This is a genomic window from Larkinella arboricola (genome assembly GCF_003259745.1).
Taxonomy (GTDB): domain Bacteria; phylum Bacteroidota; class Bacteroidia; order Cytophagales; family Spirosomataceae; genus Larkinella; species Larkinella arboricola.
The window spans coordinates 334,416-349,872 of sequence record NZ_QLMC01000001.1; the positions used below are offsets into that span (position 1 = coordinate 334,416).

Annotated in this window: 18 protein-coding genes and 1 tRNA gene; all 19 read left to right on the forward strand. The window is 46.2% G+C overall.

Going from position 1 to position 15,457, the window contains the following annotated elements:
* The first annotated feature begins 24 nt into the window (after positions 1 to 24).
* Complete coding sequence (nrfD, locus tag LX87_RS01415; RefSeq protein ID WP_111626388.1) at positions 25 to 1,452, forward strand: NrfD/PsrC family molybdoenzyme membrane anchor subunit; 1,428 nt, start codon at positions 25 to 27, stop codon at positions 1,450 to 1,452.
* 50 nt (positions 1,453 to 1,502) lie between these two features.
* Positions 1,503 to 2,036 carry a DUF3341 domain-containing protein gene (locus tag LX87_RS01420; RefSeq protein ID WP_111626389.1) on the forward strand — a complete coding sequence of 178 codons (534 nt, stop codon included), beginning with the start codon at positions 1,503 to 1,505 and terminating at the stop codon, positions 2,034 to 2,036.
* Between the two features lie 15 nt (positions 2,037 to 2,051).
* Positions 2,052 to 2,669: a c-type cytochrome gene (locus LX87_RS01425; protein WP_111626390.1), complete on the forward strand. Its 618-nt coding sequence runs from the start codon at positions 2,052 to 2,054 to the stop codon at positions 2,667 to 2,669.
* Between the two features lie 37 nt (positions 2,670 to 2,706).
* Positions 2,707 to 4,035, forward strand: coding sequence for a quinol:cytochrome C oxidoreductase (locus LX87_RS01430; RefSeq protein ID WP_111626391.1), 1,329 nt, complete (start codon positions 2,707 to 2,709; stop codon positions 4,033 to 4,035).
* A gap of 41 nt (positions 4,036 to 4,076) precedes the next feature.
* Positions 4,077 to 5,210 carry a cytochrome c oxidase subunit II gene (gene coxB / locus LX87_RS01435; RefSeq protein ID WP_111626392.1) on the forward strand — a complete coding sequence of 378 codons (1,134 nt, stop codon included), beginning with the start codon at positions 4,077 to 4,079 and terminating at the stop codon, positions 5,208 to 5,210.
* A gap of 41 nt (positions 5,211 to 5,251) precedes the next feature.
* Complete coding sequence (locus LX87_RS01440; RefSeq protein ID WP_111626393.1) at positions 5,252 to 7,132, forward strand: cytochrome c oxidase subunit I; 1,881 nt, start codon at positions 5,252 to 5,254, stop codon at positions 7,130 to 7,132.
* Complete coding sequence (locus LX87_RS01445) at positions 7,107 to 8,129, forward strand: COX15/CtaA family protein (protein WP_111626394.1); 1,023 nt, start codon at positions 7,107 to 7,109, stop codon at positions 8,127 to 8,129. Before LX87_RS01440 ends, LX87_RS01445 begins: the two co-directional genes overlap by 26 nt.
* Position 8,130: 1 nt before the next feature.
* Positions 8,131 to 9,018, forward strand: a complete 888-nt coding sequence (gene cyoE / locus LX87_RS01450; RefSeq protein WP_111626395.1) for a heme o synthase — start codon at positions 8,131 to 8,133, stop codon at positions 9,016 to 9,018.
* Positions 9,019 to 9,024: 6 nt separating this feature from the next.
* Positions 9,025 to 9,615, forward strand: a complete 591-nt coding sequence (locus LX87_RS01455; protein ID WP_111626396.1) for a cytochrome c oxidase subunit 3 — start codon at positions 9,025 to 9,027, stop codon at positions 9,613 to 9,615.
* Between the two features lie 17 nt (positions 9,616 to 9,632).
* Positions 9,633 to 10,409, forward strand: a complete 777-nt coding sequence (locus LX87_RS01460) for a cytochrome c oxidase subunit 3 (RefSeq protein WP_111626397.1) — start codon at positions 9,633 to 9,635, stop codon at positions 10,407 to 10,409.
* A gap of 21 nt (positions 10,410 to 10,430) precedes the next feature.
* Positions 10,431 to 10,760, forward strand: a complete 330-nt coding sequence (locus tag LX87_RS01465; RefSeq protein WP_111626398.1) for a cytochrome C oxidase subunit IV family protein — start codon at positions 10,431 to 10,433, stop codon at positions 10,758 to 10,760.
* Position 10,761: 1 nt separating this feature from the next.
* The gene (locus LX87_RS01470) at positions 10,762 to 11,448 is read left to right on the forward strand and encodes an SCO family protein (protein ID WP_111626399.1); all 687 of its coding nucleotides are present in this window, start codon (positions 10,762 to 10,764) and stop codon (positions 11,446 to 11,448) included.
* Between the two features lie 15 nt (positions 11,449 to 11,463).
* On the forward strand, positions 11,464 to 12,006 hold the full coding sequence (locus LX87_RS01475) for a DUF420 domain-containing protein (RefSeq protein ID WP_111626400.1): 543 nt from the start codon (positions 11,464 to 11,466) through the stop codon (positions 12,004 to 12,006).
* Between the two features lie 10 nt (positions 12,007 to 12,016).
* Complete coding sequence (locus LX87_RS01480) at positions 12,017 to 12,301, forward strand: CAMCR motif-containing small membrane protein (RefSeq protein WP_111626401.1); 285 nt, start codon at positions 12,017 to 12,019, stop codon at positions 12,299 to 12,301.
* A gap of 52 nt (positions 12,302 to 12,353) precedes the next feature.
* On the forward strand, positions 12,354 to 12,635 hold the full coding sequence (locus LX87_RS01485) for a DUF983 domain-containing protein (protein WP_229310508.1): 282 nt from the start codon (positions 12,354 to 12,356) through the stop codon (positions 12,633 to 12,635).
* Between the two features lie 114 nt (positions 12,636 to 12,749).
* Positions 12,750 to 13,337: an RNA polymerase sigma factor gene (locus LX87_RS01490; RefSeq protein ID WP_111626403.1), complete on the forward strand. Its 588-nt coding sequence runs from the start codon at positions 12,750 to 12,752 to the stop codon at positions 13,335 to 13,337.
* Positions 13,318 to 14,139 (forward strand): hypothetical protein, encoded by an 822-nt coding sequence (locus LX87_RS01495; protein WP_111626404.1) that lies wholly within the window; start codon positions 13,318 to 13,320, stop codon positions 14,137 to 14,139. Before LX87_RS01490 ends, LX87_RS01495 begins: the two co-directional genes overlap by 20 nt.
* A 4-nt stretch (positions 14,140 to 14,143) precedes the next feature.
* Positions 14,144 to 15,166: an outer membrane beta-barrel protein gene (locus LX87_RS01500; RefSeq protein ID WP_111626405.1), complete on the forward strand. Its 1,023-nt coding sequence runs from the start codon at positions 14,144 to 14,146 to the stop codon at positions 15,164 to 15,166.
* Between the two features lie 184 nt (positions 15,167 to 15,350).
* Positions 15,351 to 15,433 (forward strand) — tRNA-Tyr (locus LX87_RS01505).
* Positions 15,434 to 15,457: the final 24 nt, after the last annotated feature.

Here is a 15,457-nt window from a genome sequence, read left to right on the forward strand (position 1 = left end):
TATTAGCATTCAAAATTAACTACCATGCACGTTACATCACCCGTGAGAACCCCACTGGTAACCGGGGGTAAGACATATGCCGACGTGACAGAAGACATCTGCAAGCAGGTTGAAGGGAAACCAACCCGGGCCTGGACCATTGCCTTTGTCATTTCGTTTGTCGTCCTGATTTACGGTACCTGTTGTGTCTTCTGGACCTGGTGGGAAGGGCTGGGCGTATGGGGTTTGAATAAAACCATCGGTTGGGCCTGGGATATTACCAACTTCGTGTGGTGGGTTGGTATCGGTCACGCTGGTACGCTGATCTCTGCCATTCTGCTGCTGTTCCGGATGAAATACCGTACATCCATCAACCGGGCGGCTGAAGCCATGACCATCTTCGCCGTACTTTGTGCCGCCAGTTTCATTCTGATGCACATGGGCCGTCCCTGGCTGGCTCACTGGGCGCTGCCGTTGCCAAACACATTCGGTTCGTTGTGGGTGAATTTCAACTCTCCACTGGTTTGGGACGTATTTGCCATCAGTACATATTTTACCGTATCACTTGTTTTCTGGTATATGGGTCTGGTGCCTGACCTGGCAACCATCCGCGACCGGGCGACCAGCAAAGTTTCACGGTATATCTACGGTGCGTTTTCGCTGGGCTGGAATGGTGGAGCCAAAACCTGGGCTCGTTATGAATACATCAGCTTGATTCTGGCCGGTATCTCAACACCCCTCGTACTTTCCGTTCACACAATTGTATCATTTGACTTTGCAACCTCGGTAATTCCGGGCTGGCACACCACCATTTTCCCTCCTTACTTTGTTGCGGGTGCAATCTTCTCGGGCTTTGCCATGGTGCAGAACCTAATGCTGATCACACGGGTGGTGTTCAAACTGGAAGACTACATTACCTTTGAGCACATCGAGTCGATGAATAAAATCATCACGCTGACGGGTTCAATTGTTGGTGTTGCTTACATTACGGAGTTCTTTATTGCCTGGTATTCAGGGGTTGACTATGAGCGGTACGCCTTCATTAACCGGGCGTTTGGCCCATACTGGTGGGCATACTGGGCGATGATGACTTGTAACGTAATTTCTCCACAGTTGTTCTGGTCACGGCGGATTCGCCGGAGCATTACCTGGACGTTTGTGCTATCGGTTATCGTAAACATTGGTATGTGGTTCGAGCGGTTTGTTATTATCGTAACATCCCTGCACCGTGACTACCTCCCATCAAGCTGGGCCATGTTCTCACCGACGATGTTTGACATTGGTGACTATATTTTCTCTTTCGGATTATTCTTTACCCTGTTCCTGCTGTTTGCCAAGTTCTTGCCGGTAATCAACATGTTCGAGGTGAAAGCCATCATCCGTTCAGCTTCTGAAAGACTGCCAGCGTCTGTATCAGGTGTGGCAAAAGGAGAAAATGTGACAAGTCCGACTTATAACAAAGACGTCGAGTAATTGATCAGCTCACTTACCCGAAAGAACCGGTTTAAAATTTCACTATAAGCATGTCTCAACATAACGATAGCGCAAAATTTCTAGTCGGCGTTTACGATGATGATGAAGTCGTCCTGAAAGCTGTTACTGAGGTTAAAAGCGCAGGGGTGAGAATCCACGAAGTTTACACCCCATTTCCTATCCACGGACTTGACGTCGCCTTAGGCCATCCCCGGACTCGTATAGGTATTGCCGCGTTCCTGTTTGGTTTGACAGGGTTCCTTTGCATGGTAGCGTTAACGTATTATACCATGGGCTATGACTGGCCAATGATTATTGGCGGTAAGGATCACTATGCTTATCCAGCATATATCCCTGTCATGTTTGAGTTCACGGTTCTGTTTACAGCTTTAGGTATGGTGGGTACGTTTTTGATATCCAACGGCTTAGGGCCCACGACGAAACCCTTGATGTTCGATCTTCGCAGTACGGATAACAAGTTTGTGATGGCGATCGACCTAAGCAAAAACAAGCAGTCCGAAACAGAGATTGCTAGCGTTTTGCGGGCTTCCGGCGCTGCTGAAGTAAATGTAAAACAATTTTAATCCGACTGACGACACATGAAGTTTACGCGACTGAACCGCTCTCTTCTGTTGATGGCAGCCGCCATGCTAACGATAACCGCCTGCAAGCGGGGGCACGATAATCCGGGTACGCAATATGCCCCGAATATGTACGAGCCTGTTGGTTACGAGCCATACAAGCAAGAGGAAGGGTTCAAAACTCCTTATACTGACAAAGGTACTAAGGGTACGGCTTTATGGTTACCTGTAAAAGGAACCGTATCCCGTCGTAATTATAATACTGGGTTCGGAGAAGGGGATACCACCACTAAAGACCTGATGATTTATAACATCCCGGCGGATAGTATTGAAATCTCAGAACGTGCTCTGGTTAATCCAGTTCCGTTAACCGAAAAGACTCTGGCCGAAGGTAAAGAATATTATACGCGTTTTTGCCAGCATTGCCACGGCGAAACGGGTAAAGGCGACGGTCTGGTAGCTGCTCAATACAAAGGCGTTCCCAATTATGGAGGTATGTCTGGCATGAAAGAAGGGCATATTTTTCACGTAATCACTCATGGGCGTGGTCGTATGTGGCCTCATGGATCACAGATAACGCCAGAAGATCGCTGGAAAATTGTGCATTACGTTCGTAAACTGCAAACGGGCGGATAATAGTCTATTGGAAGAATCATTATAGTTCAAAAAAAGAATGGCTCATACACATTCAATCCCGTCTGTCGACGAACAATTTGAATTTACAGCCGAAAGCAAGCGAAATCTGACCATCGGCATCGTTGCTGGCGTCGTGCTGGTTGGTATTGGTGCTTTCCTGGCCGCAAAAGGCGTGGGGGGACATGAACACGCAGCAGCTACTCATGGCGCTGCGGCTCATGGTCACGAAGCGGCCCACGGGGCCGCTGCTGCCGAAGGACATCACTATAAATGGACGACCCGTTTGTGGGCAAACGTTTGGGTAAACAGCGTTTACTTCCTGGGTGCATCTGTCATTGGAATGTTCTTTATTGCTTACAACTACCTGGCTCAGGCTGGGTGGTCGGCTGTATTCAAACGGGTGCCCGAAGCACTGCCTGCCTTTTTACCAGTAATCGGCGTTGTTATGCTAATTACTTTCTTTGTGGCTGGACACGATCTATTCCACTGGACTCATGAAGGGCTATACGAAGTCGGCGGGCCAGAATATGATCCAATCATTGCAGGAAAGAAAGGCTTTTTAAATACACCGTTTTTCGTTATTCGATTGGTTATATACTTCGTAGCCTGGTACTGGTTATGGCGTGTTGTCCGTAACTACTCGTTGAAGGAAGACCTCGAAGGAGGAACGGAGTACTATGAGAAGAGCATCAAGTACGGAACGGCCTTTTTAGTTGTATTTGCCGTAACCTCATCAACGTCGGCCTGGGATCTGGTGATGTCGATTGACACCCACTGGTTCAGTACCATGTTTGGTTGGTATACGCTGGCAAGCTGGCACGTAACGGGATTGGCGATTATTACGTTAATTATCGTAAATCTAAAAGAAAAAGGCTTGTTAAAAGCCGTAAATGCGAGCCATTTACATGATTTAGGTAAATTCATGTTTGCCTTCAGTATTTTCTGGGCTTATGTATGGTTTGCTCAGTTTATGCTCATTTATTACGCTAACCTTCCGGAAGAAACTATTTACTACCGGGAACGCTTTAGTGGTTATGGAGGTATCTACAAAGCTCCATTCTTTATTAATTTGTTGCTATGTTTTGTGTTCCCCTTCCTGGTGCTGATGACGCGCGATGCCAAACGGACGCCGATTATTCTGAAGATTGCCTGTTGGGGGATTATTGTGGGGCACTATTTTGACTTCTATACGAACATCATGCCGGGTACGGTGGGTGAGCATGGAGGCTTTGGGCCAATTGAGTTCGGAATGATTCTGATTTTTGCCTGTGCCTTTATCTGGTCTGTTTCAACTCAATTAGCGAAGGCAAACCTGATTCCGAAAAATCACCCGATGTTGGAAGAATCATTGCACCACGATATTTAGAAACCAGTACTTTTTGTATTCATATTCATTCTCAGATTACTATGGTTTACGTTGTAGGACTGTTGTCGTTAGTATTTCTGGTACTGGCTATTCTGGTACTGACGCGATTGACCTCTATTCTAAAAGGCGTCAATGCTGGTGATACTACCGAAGAAATTGAACGTATCGGAGGAACTGGCAATCGTGTTAACGCATTTTTGTTTATTGGCTTTTTTGTTGTAGGAGCTATAGCTGTTGCCTGGTCGTTTTTACATGCTCGGCAGTATTTCCTGCCCGAGGCCTCTTCTCCTCATGGTCGTCATACCGATGGCCTGTTCTGGCTGGTAATGGCAATTATTACGATTGCCTTTGTTGTAACGAATGCGCTTTTGTTCTTCTTTGCTTATAAATATCAATACCGTAAGGGTCATAAAGCAACGTATTATCCGGAAAACCATAAACTGGAGTTGATCTGGACGGTTATTCCGGCTGTCGTTATGGCGTTGCTGGTATTTACAGGCTGGCGGGCATGGCGCGATATTACAAGCGAAGCGCCCGAAAATGCATTGAACATTGAAATTGTTGGAAGACAATTCAACTGGGAAATGCGGTATCCAGGCGTCGATAATAACAAGTTGGGTAACTACAATTACAAATTGATTGATGCCAACAATGTTATAGGTCTTGATCTGGAGGACGAAGCCTCTTTTGATGATGTTACTACATCAACGGAGATGCATATTCCCGTGAACCGGCCTGTGTTATTAAAGATCCGTGCCAGAGATGTTCTGCACAGCGTTTTTATTCCGCACATGCGCGTAAAAATGGATGCGGTACCGGGTATGCCAACACGGTTCTGGTTTATTGCCGATAAAACGACGGATGAGATGCGCAACGAAACCGGCAATCCAGATTTCAAATATGAAATTGCCTGTACAGAAGTTTGTGGACAGGGGCACTTCTCCATGCGGACTACACTGGTTGTAGAAGACGAAGAATCGTATAACAAATGGATGGCCCAACAGAAACCGTGGTTGACAAAGAACCCGGATTATCTGGCCCGGGTTCCGGATAAGCTGAAAGCAAAAGCCGCTAAATACATACCGGCAGACGCAGGGGCTCAAGCACCGTCCGACAGTACAGCGGCACCAGCTGAAGAAGGTGCCGGAGCAGCACCGAGTGCAGCGCTGCGATAATCGATTAACTCAAGCATAGCGACCTTATAAAATTAGATATTATGGCATCCGTTGAAACGAACGCAGCAGCCGCGGCTCATGTTGAAGAACATGATCACCACGAAGAGCTAAGTTTTATCAGGAAATATATTTTCTCGGAGGACCACAAGGTAATTGCGAAGCAATATATGTTCTCAGGTGTTTTCTGGGCCATTATTGGAGCTTCGCTGTCCATTCTGTTCCGTTTACAATTGGGTTTCCCCAATTTGAACCTGGAATGGCTCCGTCCAATCCTTGGAAACTGGATTGACGACTCTGGAAAGCTGGATAAAGAATTCTATCTGGCACTGGTTACCATGCACGGTACCATCATGGTATTTTTTGTGTTAACAGCCGGGTTGAGTGGAACATTCAGTAACTTCTTGATTCCTCTGCAAGTTGGTGCACGCGATATGGCATCTGGCTTCTTAAACATGCTTTCATACTGGTTCTTCTTCTTATCCAGTGTTATCATGTTTGGGTCACTGTTTATTGAAACAGGTCCGGCATCAGGAGGGTGGGTAATTTATCCTCCGTTGAGTGCTTTACCACAAGCTATGTCCGGTTCAGGGCTTGGGATGAGCCTGTGGCTGATCTCTATGGCCTTGTTTATTGTTTCGCAATTGCTGGGCGGTATTAACTACATTACTACCGTTATCAACCTGCGGACCCGGGGGATGTCATTTAGCAAGATGCCCCTGACGATATGGGCGTTCCTGCTGACGGCTGTTTTAGGGTTGATTTCGTTCCCGGTTCTTTTGTCAGCTGCTCTTTTGCTGATTTTTGACCGGAGCATGGGAACCAGCTTCTACCTGTCAGAAATTTACATTGGTGGTGAAGCGCTGCCTAACGTAGGTGGTAGCCCAATCCTGTTCCAGCACTTATTCTGGTTCCTGGGGCACCCGGAAGTGTATATCGTCCTTTTGCCAGCACTGGGAATTACGTCTGAAATCATCGCTACGAACTCCCGTAAACCCATATTTGGTTATCGGGCCATGATTGCCTCCATGATCGGTATTGCCTTCCTGGCATTTATTGTATGGGCGCACCATATGTTCGTAACCGGTATGAACCCGTTCCTGGGCTCGATCTTTATGTTCCTGACGCTGATTATCGCTGTTCCATCGGCGGTGAAAGCGTTCAACTATATTACGACGCTATGGCGCGGTAACATTGTGTTTACCCCCGCCATGCTTTTCTCCATCGGTCTGGTATCCTTCTTTATCTCTGGTGGTTTGACGGGTATTATCCTTGGAAACAGTGCACTGGATATTCAGCTGCACGATACGTACTTCGTTGTGGCTCACTTCCACTTAGTAATGGGAGCCGCATCAGCGTTTGGCTTCCTGGCCGGGGTATACCACTGGTTCCCGAAGTTCTTCGGACGCATGATGAATAAAACGTTGGGTTATATTCACTTCTGGTTCACTTTCGTCGGAATCTATCTGGTGTTCTTCCCAATGCACTATATCGGTATTGCCGGTTTCCCTCGTCGGTATTATTCATTCACCTCGTATGAAGCCTTCCGGACGTTTGGAGATTTGAATATGTTCGTAAGTATAGCGGCCATCTTTACCTTCGCAGCGCAGTTTCTATTTCTTTGGAACTTCTTCTACAGCATTTTCCGTGGAAGAAAAGCTCCTCAGAATCCATGGCGTTCAAATACGTTGGAGTGGACAACTCCGGTAAATCCGGGACACGGCAACTGGCCGGGCGAAATTCCGGCAGTTTATCGCTGGCCATATGATTACAGCAAACCGGGAGCAAACGACGATTTTATCCCGCAGAACGTTCCTTATTCTCAAACTCCGGAATCCAATCTGCCGCATGAGAATGCTCTGATTGCCCTGGAAAAAGAGATCGAGGCACAGAACTATAATGACCAGTTCAAACAGCCTCACTAATAAACGTGAACACCTGTTCCGGCGTCTGGCCTTACTAACGGTTATCACCATCTATCTGGTTATTATTGCAGGTGGTATTGTTAGAAGTACGGGCTCCGGAATGGGCTGTCCAGATTGGCCGAGATGTTTTGGAAGATGGATACCACCCACAGAAGCATCTCAGTTGCCGCCTAATTATCAGGAAATCTACGGAGCCAAACTGAAGGGCGAAATAGAATTTAACGCAGCCAAGACCTGGATTGAATATGTAAACCGGTTAGTGGGTGCGTTTTCTGGCTTGCTGGTGTTTGCCCTGCTGATCACGTCCATTTCATATTTAAAGAAGGATAAACGGGTTTTCTATGGAAGCCTGTTATCTTTTATATTGATCGGCTTAAATGGCTGGCTGGGGTCGCGTGTTGTCGCAACGGAGTTAGCTCCGTATCTGGTGACACTGCACATGCTGCTGGCCATTCTGGTTGTTTTTGCTCTTCTCTATGTCATGACGGTTTCTTACGGTGGACATATTAAGATTGAGCCAATCACCGGAAGCAAAGCATGGGTCAATCAGATTTTGCTCTGGACTATGATCCTGTCAGTAATTCAGGTGTTAATAGGAACCCAGGTTCGCGAAGCAATTGATGAAGTCATTCAGCGGATTGGTTACACTGAACGGCATCGGTGGATTGATAGCCTGGATTATCGTTTCTACATCCATCGCACCTTCTCATTGATTATCTTAGCCTTTCATTTAGCCGCCATTTACCAATTAAGGAAACATTCGAGAGAGACGGGGCTGCTGTCTAGGCTGACAAACGCTCTAATTGCATTAGTTGTCATAGAGATTCTATCTGGCATGGTGTTGGCTTATTTTGCAGTTCCAGCCATTGCACAACCGATTCACTTGACGTTGGCGATTGTTATTTTGGGGATACAATTCACGGCGTTGCTACTGTTAAATGCCGATCGATTAATTAAGAATCAGGCGGTTCATCTGCCTCATTATTCAAAAGTATAGAATGCAACAAACTAAAAGCGTTGGAATCGGTTCATTTGCTTTAAAAAGCAAAGCCTATTTTGAATTATTAAAGTTTCGTTTGTCGGCTTTCGTAGCGCTATCCGGGATGTTTGGTTATAGCTTAGCTGTACACCGCATCGACTGGCTGAAATTAGGAATGCTGTTCATTGCGTCACTGGCTATGACAGGAGCCGCAAATATCATTAATCAGATTATTGAAAAAGAGTATGATAAGTTAATGAAACGAACGGCGGGGCGGCCGCTTCCAATGGGGCGTTTGAGCGTTCAGGAGGCTGCGATTTACGCCTTTGTGCTGTTTGTAATTGCCTGTTACTTATTCATCGCTTTCTTTAACCTACGGGCTTGTGCCTTGTCCGTCCTGTCGCTGCTTTTATATGGGTTTGTGTATACTCCCTTGAAGCGTGTGGGGCCTATTGCGGTATTTGTAGGAGCTTTGCCCGGAGCATTCCCTCCCATGATTGGTTGGGTTGCGGCAACGAATCATTACGGTTTGGAGCCCGGCATCCTGTTTGCAATCCAATTCTTCTGGCAGTTTCCACATTTCTGGGCTATTGCCTGGGTTGCAGACAATGATTATAAAAAAGCTGGTTTTAAACTGCTGCCCTCTGTAGGAGGTAAAGATGAGAGTACAGCGTTACAGATTATGATTTGTACGTTATGTCTCTTACCCGTGGGGTGGCTGCCTTACGAACTGGGCATGACCGGTATAAATTCAGCGGTGGTAGCGACAGTTTGCGGAATTCTATTTTTAGCTCAGACGTTCTATTTAATGAGAAAGCGAACGGACAAAGCGGCTTTGCAGATTATGTTTGGATCATTTCTGTATTTGCCGATTGTCCAGATTGCGTTCCTGTTGGACAAATTATAACAAACTATGAGCGAAACGGTTAAAATTATGGCAGTGGCGGAGGAGCCCGAGGAAACCTTGTCGATGAACCCTAAAAAGTTCATCCTATGGCTCTTCGTTGTGAGTATTGTAATGCTATTTGCGGCCATGACAAGTGCTTACCTTGTTCGACGGGCGGAAGGTAACTGGCTGGAGTTTGAAATACCGTCTATTTTTTGGTACAGCACGGTAGTTCTCCTTATCAGCAGCGTTTCTATGCATTGGGCATATAAAGCGGCAAAAAAAGATGATTTCGGGGTATTGAGAACAGCAATTTCTATTACTTTTGCGTTTGGATTGGCCTTTTTGGTTATGCAATTCTTGGGTTGGCAGGATCTGGTAGCTCAAAACGTATTTTTTGTCGGCAATCCTGCCGGATCGTTTATGTACGTTTTTACCGGTCTCCATGCTTTTCACCTTATTAGCGGTCTTATTATAATTTTATTTGCATTACGGGCCGCTTTCAAGCTGAAAATCCATGCCAAAAACCTGAACCAGATTGAAATTTGTGCGACTTACTGGCATTTTCTGGATGTTCTGTGGGTTTATTTATTTGGCTTTTTATTGTATTTTAATTGATTCAATTTCTGTAAAGCATGGCTGCTACTGCAACAACCGACGCTCCAGTATTTGACAAGAAGACCTGGATGGGTGGGGTAGAACCGATGAAAGCGAGCTACGGTAAGCTCATGATGTGGTTCTTCCTGATTTCGGATACTTTCACTTTTTCGGCTTTATTGGTTACCTACGGGCTAATTCGCTTCAGTTATCCGGCGTATGACCCCGCTGTTCATGGGGAGTTCCACTTCTCAAACCTCTACTGGCCTATTCCGGAAAAAGTGTATGAAGCCGTTCCTTTCCTGCATGGCATGGAATTGCCGCTGGTATTCGTCGGTATCATGACGTTTATCCTGATCTTCTCGTCTGTAACGATGGTATTAGCCGTTGAGGCTGGTCACCGGATGGATCGGGCCGCTGTTGAAAAGTACATGCTTTGGACGATTTTGGGTGGAATCACTTTCTTAGGCAGCCAGGCCTGGGAATGGTCACACTTTATTCATGGAACAGATGAAGGAACGGTTATCCGGGAGATTGTCAATGGGCAATGGGTAGAGCGTACCATCTTTGGGGCCAACCTGGTTGAAAACCAATATGGGCCGCCGGCTTTTGCGGATCTGTTCTTTTTCATCACCGGCTTCCACGGAACACACGTATTGAGTGGTGTTGTCCTGAACATTCTGATTTTCTACCGGACTTCTTTCGGTTTGTATGAGCGTCGGGGCCATTATGAAATGGTAGAGAAGGTAGGTCTGTACTGGCACTTTGTCGATCTGGTCTGGGTATTTGTCTTTACGTTCTTCTATCTGGTTTAACCTTTTCAATGATATAAAGTCATGGCAGATCATAGCTCACATCACCACGATCACGAACACGGCGTCATTGCTGAGCCGCAAACCAAAGGCATCTGGAAGACGTTCATTATTCTTTCTGTGCTGACGGCTTTTGAATTTTTAATTGCGTTTACCCTTAATGCCGGGTTCTTAAAAACGTCGATTTTCGTTTTGATGACCATTGTAAAAGCTTTCTACATTGTTGGAGAGTTTATGCACTTGAAGCACGAAACTAAGTCACTTATCTGGGCGATCATTCTGCCCTGCATTTTCGTCGTCTGGCTGATGCTTGCCCTGCTAATGGAGGGCGGTTTCATCTACATCGCAAAATAATATGGCGCGTCTTTTAAAGGCCGGAACCCTCCTGCTCCTGTTGGTGGTTCCGGCTTTTATTTTTTTATTTCTGAAGATATTCGGGGAAAACCAGTTTACGCTACAAACGTTTTTTCCTGTTATCGATGCAAAAACGGGCAAGATTGAAACCCGGCCTGCCCAGAACACTTTTTTTGGCAGTAAGGCGCAGGATACGGTATTTTATGCCATACCCGAGATTGCTGGTACCCTGCCGGATCAAAAGGGTTTCTCCACAAATCTACTGAAGGGTAAACCGTATATCGCGTCCTTTATTGGATTAGACTGTGATACGACCTGTTCAAAAGTGGCTGCGCAATTAAACCGCGTTCAGGATATTTTCGCCGAACGGCCCGAAGTAATGTTGCTTTCGTACGTTGATCGTGATTCGGTAGCGGAGCACCTTAGGAAGTCGTATGAAGTGCAGCCTGATAAATGGCTGATTGCTAAACCAGATACCCTGGAAACGACATTTATTGCGGAGCAATATTACCGGATCAAACAACGCCCGATGACTGGTCGGAAGAACGAAACTTTTACGTTATATGAGGGGTTGGTATTAATAGATCCCGAAGGGCACATCCGGGGTTTTTATAACGGTACCGATAAAGAGGATATCGATCGGTTGGTACTGGAAACGCGGGTTTTATTAGATATCATTTCAAAGTGATAAGCTCAGCTGTACATGGTAACCTTGCAAATTGAACAAAATAAAAAATACAATCGGCTGATCAACGTGCTGGCCGTTGTCATTCCGGTGGTCGTTGCGGTCCTGCTGGGCATCAGGCAGAAAGTAGATTTGGGTGCGTGGACGACCTATTTACCGCATATTAATGCCGTTATCAATTCCTTAACGACCGGGCTTCTGCTGGCCGGGCTTTACTTTATTAAGCAGAAAAACATCAGCGCACACCGGAATGCCATGCTGCTGGCCTTTACGCTGGGCTCTTTGTTTCTGGTTAGCTATGTTCTCTATCACCTGTCAAATGACTCAACGCCCTTTGGCGGGCAGGGGATCGTTCGGCCGGTTTATTACTTTTTACTAATTAGCCATATCATATTATCGGTTGTTGTGGTTTGGTTTGTACTTCGTGCGGTTTATTTTGCGTTGAGCGGCCAGATTGCAAAACACAAAGCCGTTGTACGGTGGGCATACCCCATCTGGCTGTATGTCAGTATTACGGGTGTAATCGTTTACTTTATGATAGCCCCTTATTATCGACATTAATCTCTGGGATATGAAAAGTTGGAAAGGTTTTCTGGCGCTCGGGATCGTATATTTTTTAACCATAGCAGATACGTTAGCTCAATGCGCCATGTGCCGGGGTACGGTAGAAAGCACAATGAGTAACGGGCGAAATCAGGTTGCTGTCGGTTTGAATACAGGCATTCTGTATTTATTTGTAACGCCGTATCTGCTGGTCGCCGTTATTATTTTCTTATGGATTAGAACCAGCAAAAAAGAACATGGCAAACGTCTCGAAATCTCAAGCCGTGTCCGCCGGGCTATGTCCTCGATGTAGACAGGGTAAAATCTTCAAATATTCGTTATACAACATCCGGCGTTTCGATGAAATGTACGAGCACTGTCCAAACTGCGGATTACGTTACGAAATTGAGCCGGGATATTTCTGGGGAGCCATGTTTGTCAGTTATGCGTTATCGGGAGCAGTTGCGCTGGTAGCGGGTTTCTTAATTTTTTATGGACTCAACGACCCCGATGGCTGGACATACGTGCTGATCATTTGTCCTCTGCTGGTCTTAATTACGCCAATGAACTTTCGTCTTTCTCGAATTCTTTGGCTACACTATGTATCCGGAATTTCATACGATCCCGAAAAACGAACAGAATTTTAACGGTTTCAGGCCCGGCCATTTGGTCGGGCTTATTTTTTTGGAAAAATTTTGGAGACCGTGCAACCTGCGGAGGACCGGTTTGCATCTTGTTATTGAAAACGGTTATTGACCAGCATGATTCGACGATTACTGGGATACACAACGGAAACGCAGCTGGTAGCGGCACTGCAACGGGCGGATAGCCGGGCGCAGAAGACGTTGTATGATCGGTATGCATCAAAGATGCTGACGGTATGTGTCCGGTATGTATCCAATCGCTACGAAGCGGAAGAAATACTAATGGACGGTTTTATGCGGGTTTTTGAAAAAATAGGCCAATATAAGAACGAAGGTAGTTTTGAGGGGTGGATTCGACGGGTCATGGTGAATGAGTCTCTGATGTATTTGCGCCGAAACAAACAATGGCGGGCCGAGGTTGCGCTGGATGATGCGCCTGCCGATGCTGATCCTGTATATGCCGATCAAAATTTATTGGCCGAAGACCTCCTGAATCTGCTTGAAGAATTACCAGCCGGTTATAAAACCGTATTTAACCTGTATGCCATTGAAGGCTATAGCCACGCCGAAATAGCCGACGTGCTGGGGATAACGGAAAGCACATCCAAGTCACAACTGCACCGCGCCCGGGCACTTTTGCAAAGGTTGGTAGCGCAGGCAGAAGTAAAAAAAAAATCGATAAGTTATGAGCAAGCATCCTATTGACGATCTGTTTGCCAGGCAGCTAAGAGAGCACGGTTTAAAGCCGGAAAGAGCAACGTGGGAAGAGTTGCAACGTCGCATGAATGCCAAAGAAGCACGCCATTCGTCGTTTGTCTGGTGGTACGCTTCAGCTGCCAGTGTGGCTACCGTACTGCTGGTGTCGTGGTGGATGTGGTCAGGAAACGGGCCTGTCGAAACAAATACGGGTACCAACCAAATGGCGCAACAGGTAATTAAAAAGGCAAGACCAGATAAAATAACGATTGGGCCAGCTCCGCAAACAGCGGTCATCGAACCGGCTGAAGAACCCGTTATCGCTTCTAATAAACCCGTTGTTCGCAGAACTACAGCAACAAAAGCCTCTCGTCAGCCGATTCAAGCGATCGAAAGACCTCAGGCAATAGAGGCACCCGTTCCAACGGTTGCAGTAGAAGATCAGCCAACGCCTGACGTACAGATTGCGGAGGTAGACAAAAAGGAGTCTGAGCGAACACTGGTCGTTAAAATTGCAACGCCGGCAATTGAAGCGAATGAACTAGTAGCGACAACAGAGCCACAGGCTTCCGATTTAAATGAAACCGATGAAGAACAACCCAGGAAAAAGCGCTTCCGGATTGGACGGGTGCTGCGGCAATTAAACAAGCTGAAAGCCGGTGAACCCGTCGAGTGGAGAGAAGTAGGTATTCAGCCGGGGACATTGATGGCTCGGGCAAGTGAAAAAGTGCAGGAGGGTAAAGAAAAACTTTCCGACTCCTACGATAACCTGCGGTATAACACATTTCGAAAAAACTCAAACAACAAATAGAACGATGAAATCCGTATTCACCACCCTACTAATCCTGTTCGGAAGTCTGGCCTGGGCTGCGCCCGAAAGTTTAAAAGCTGATTCGCTGGTTATTTTATTTGGTAATAAAACCCGATTAGTGATACACTCCAGCGATAAAGAAGGAATCCGGCAGTTGTCCAATTATGATATAAACAAGATCATTCGTGATATGGGTCTGAAACTGGATTCGGCACGGGCAGGCGAAACGTTTATCGTGATTGATGAAAACAAGGTGCAGCGGTATTTGCAGGATACCGTACTGGTTGTAACGCAGAAAGACGGCGAGGTACGGGTAACCATAAAAGAATCGGAAGGCAGAAATTATGATCGCTCCAATGATGACGAAGACTCAAATTGGTCCAGCCGCAGTCGGAGTCGCCGTCGTAAAAAAGACAGTTGGGATATTGGAGTAGGGGGGAACGGGCTCGGGCTGAATACGCTGGTGCAGAAAAAAACCACGGCAAATTATCCAACCGAAAATTATCAGCTTCGACCGCTGGGATCCCGTTATATCAGTCTGGCTCTTAGTCAGGCGCCAACCATTGCCCGAAGCCAGCACGTTTCCTTCAAGCTGTTTTATGGCGTGGAGGTATCCTGGAATAATTACATGTTTGAGAATGATGTAATTGTCCAGAAAGCCACGGATGGGGTGCAGTTCAGCGATGCCGGAAGGAACCTGCAAAAAAGCAAGCTGACGGTTTGTTCTGTAAACCTACCGGTCGTGCCTCGGCTCAGCTTTTATAACAGTAGTGGGCGTAAATTAGGACATTTAGGCTTCGGGGTCTATGGTGGATACCGGGTCGATAGCTATACAAAAATTAAGGAGCAGGACGGCAACAAGGAACGGCAGCATTCTAATTTTTACCTGAATGATTTTCGATATGGTTTGATTGCCCATCTGGGTATAGCCCGTACCAACTTTTTCTTCAAATACGATTTAAATCCATTATTTCAGGCTGGGAAAGGTCCAGACGTTCGGGCGCTAAGTTTTGGCATTGGTTTATAAATTTCTCTCTATTTTTAGCCGCATCCGAAGTAATCGGGTGCGGTTCTTTTTTGTCAATTCGAATAGAAATCTAAATTTATTTTAAGGTAATAGTTGACTTAGCAAAAAAAGGATGTAATTTTGCAACTCCATTGGCCGATGTGCCAGCGGGGACACGATAAAAAGTGTGTTTTTAGGCTAATAAGGGGAGTTTCCAGAGTGGCCAAATGGATCAGACTGTAAATCTGCTGGCGAACGCCTTCGGAGGTTCGAATCCTCCACTCCCCACAGTAAAAAGTTTAAGGTATAAGT

Excerpts from the sequence above, each read along its gene's own strand:
- nrfD (WP_111626388.1), top strand. The coding sequence starts at position 25 with ATGCACGTTACATCACCCGTGAGAACCCCACTGGTAACCGGGGGTAAG.
- LX87_RS01420 (WP_111626389.1), top strand. The coding sequence starts at position 1,503 with ATGTCTCAACATAACGATAGCGCAAAATTTCTAGTCGGCGTTTACGAT.
- LX87_RS01425 (WP_111626390.1), top strand. The coding sequence starts at position 2,052 with ATGAAGTTTACGCGACTGAACCGCTCTCTTCTGTTGATGGCAGCCGCC.
- LX87_RS01430 (WP_111626391.1), top strand. The coding sequence starts at position 2,707 with ATGGCTCATACACATTCAATCCCGTCTGTCGACGAACAATTTGAATTT.
- coxB (WP_111626392.1), top strand. The coding sequence starts at position 4,077 with ATGGTTTACGTTGTAGGACTGTTGTCGTTAGTATTTCTGGTACTGGCT.
- LX87_RS01440 (WP_111626393.1), top strand. The coding sequence starts at position 5,252 with ATGGCATCCGTTGAAACGAACGCAGCAGCCGCGGCTCATGTTGAAGAA.
- LX87_RS01445 (WP_111626394.1), top strand. The coding sequence starts at position 7,107 with ATGACCAGTTCAAACAGCCTCACTAATAAACGTGAACACCTGTTCCGG.
- cyoE (WP_111626395.1), top strand. The coding sequence starts at position 8,131 with ATGCAACAAACTAAAAGCGTTGGAATCGGTTCATTTGCTTTAAAAAGC.
- LX87_RS01455 (WP_111626396.1), top strand. The coding sequence starts at position 9,025 with ATGAGCGAAACGGTTAAAATTATGGCAGTGGCGGAGGAGCCCGAGGAA.
- LX87_RS01460 (WP_111626397.1), top strand. The coding sequence starts at position 9,633 with ATGGCTGCTACTGCAACAACCGACGCTCCAGTATTTGACAAGAAGACC.
- LX87_RS01465 (WP_111626398.1), top strand. The coding sequence starts at position 10,431 with ATGGCAGATCATAGCTCACATCACCACGATCACGAACACGGCGTCATT.
- LX87_RS01470 (WP_111626399.1), top strand. The coding sequence starts at position 10,762 with ATGGCGCGTCTTTTAAAGGCCGGAACCCTCCTGCTCCTGTTGGTGGTT.
- LX87_RS01475 (WP_111626400.1), top strand. The coding sequence starts at position 11,464 with ATGGTAACCTTGCAAATTGAACAAAATAAAAAATACAATCGGCTGATC.
- LX87_RS01480 (WP_111626401.1), top strand. The coding sequence starts at position 12,017 with ATGAAAAGTTGGAAAGGTTTTCTGGCGCTCGGGATCGTATATTTTTTA.
- LX87_RS01485 (WP_229310508.1), top strand. The coding sequence starts at position 12,354 with ATGTACGAGCACTGTCCAAACTGCGGATTACGTTACGAAATTGAGCCG.
- LX87_RS01490 (WP_111626403.1), top strand. The coding sequence starts at position 12,750 with ATGATTCGACGATTACTGGGATACACAACGGAAACGCAGCTGGTAGCG.
- LX87_RS01495 (WP_111626404.1), top strand. The coding sequence starts at position 13,318 with ATGAGCAAGCATCCTATTGACGATCTGTTTGCCAGGCAGCTAAGAGAG.
- LX87_RS01500 (WP_111626405.1), top strand. The coding sequence starts at position 14,144 with ATGAAATCCGTATTCACCACCCTACTAATCCTGTTCGGAAGTCTGGCC.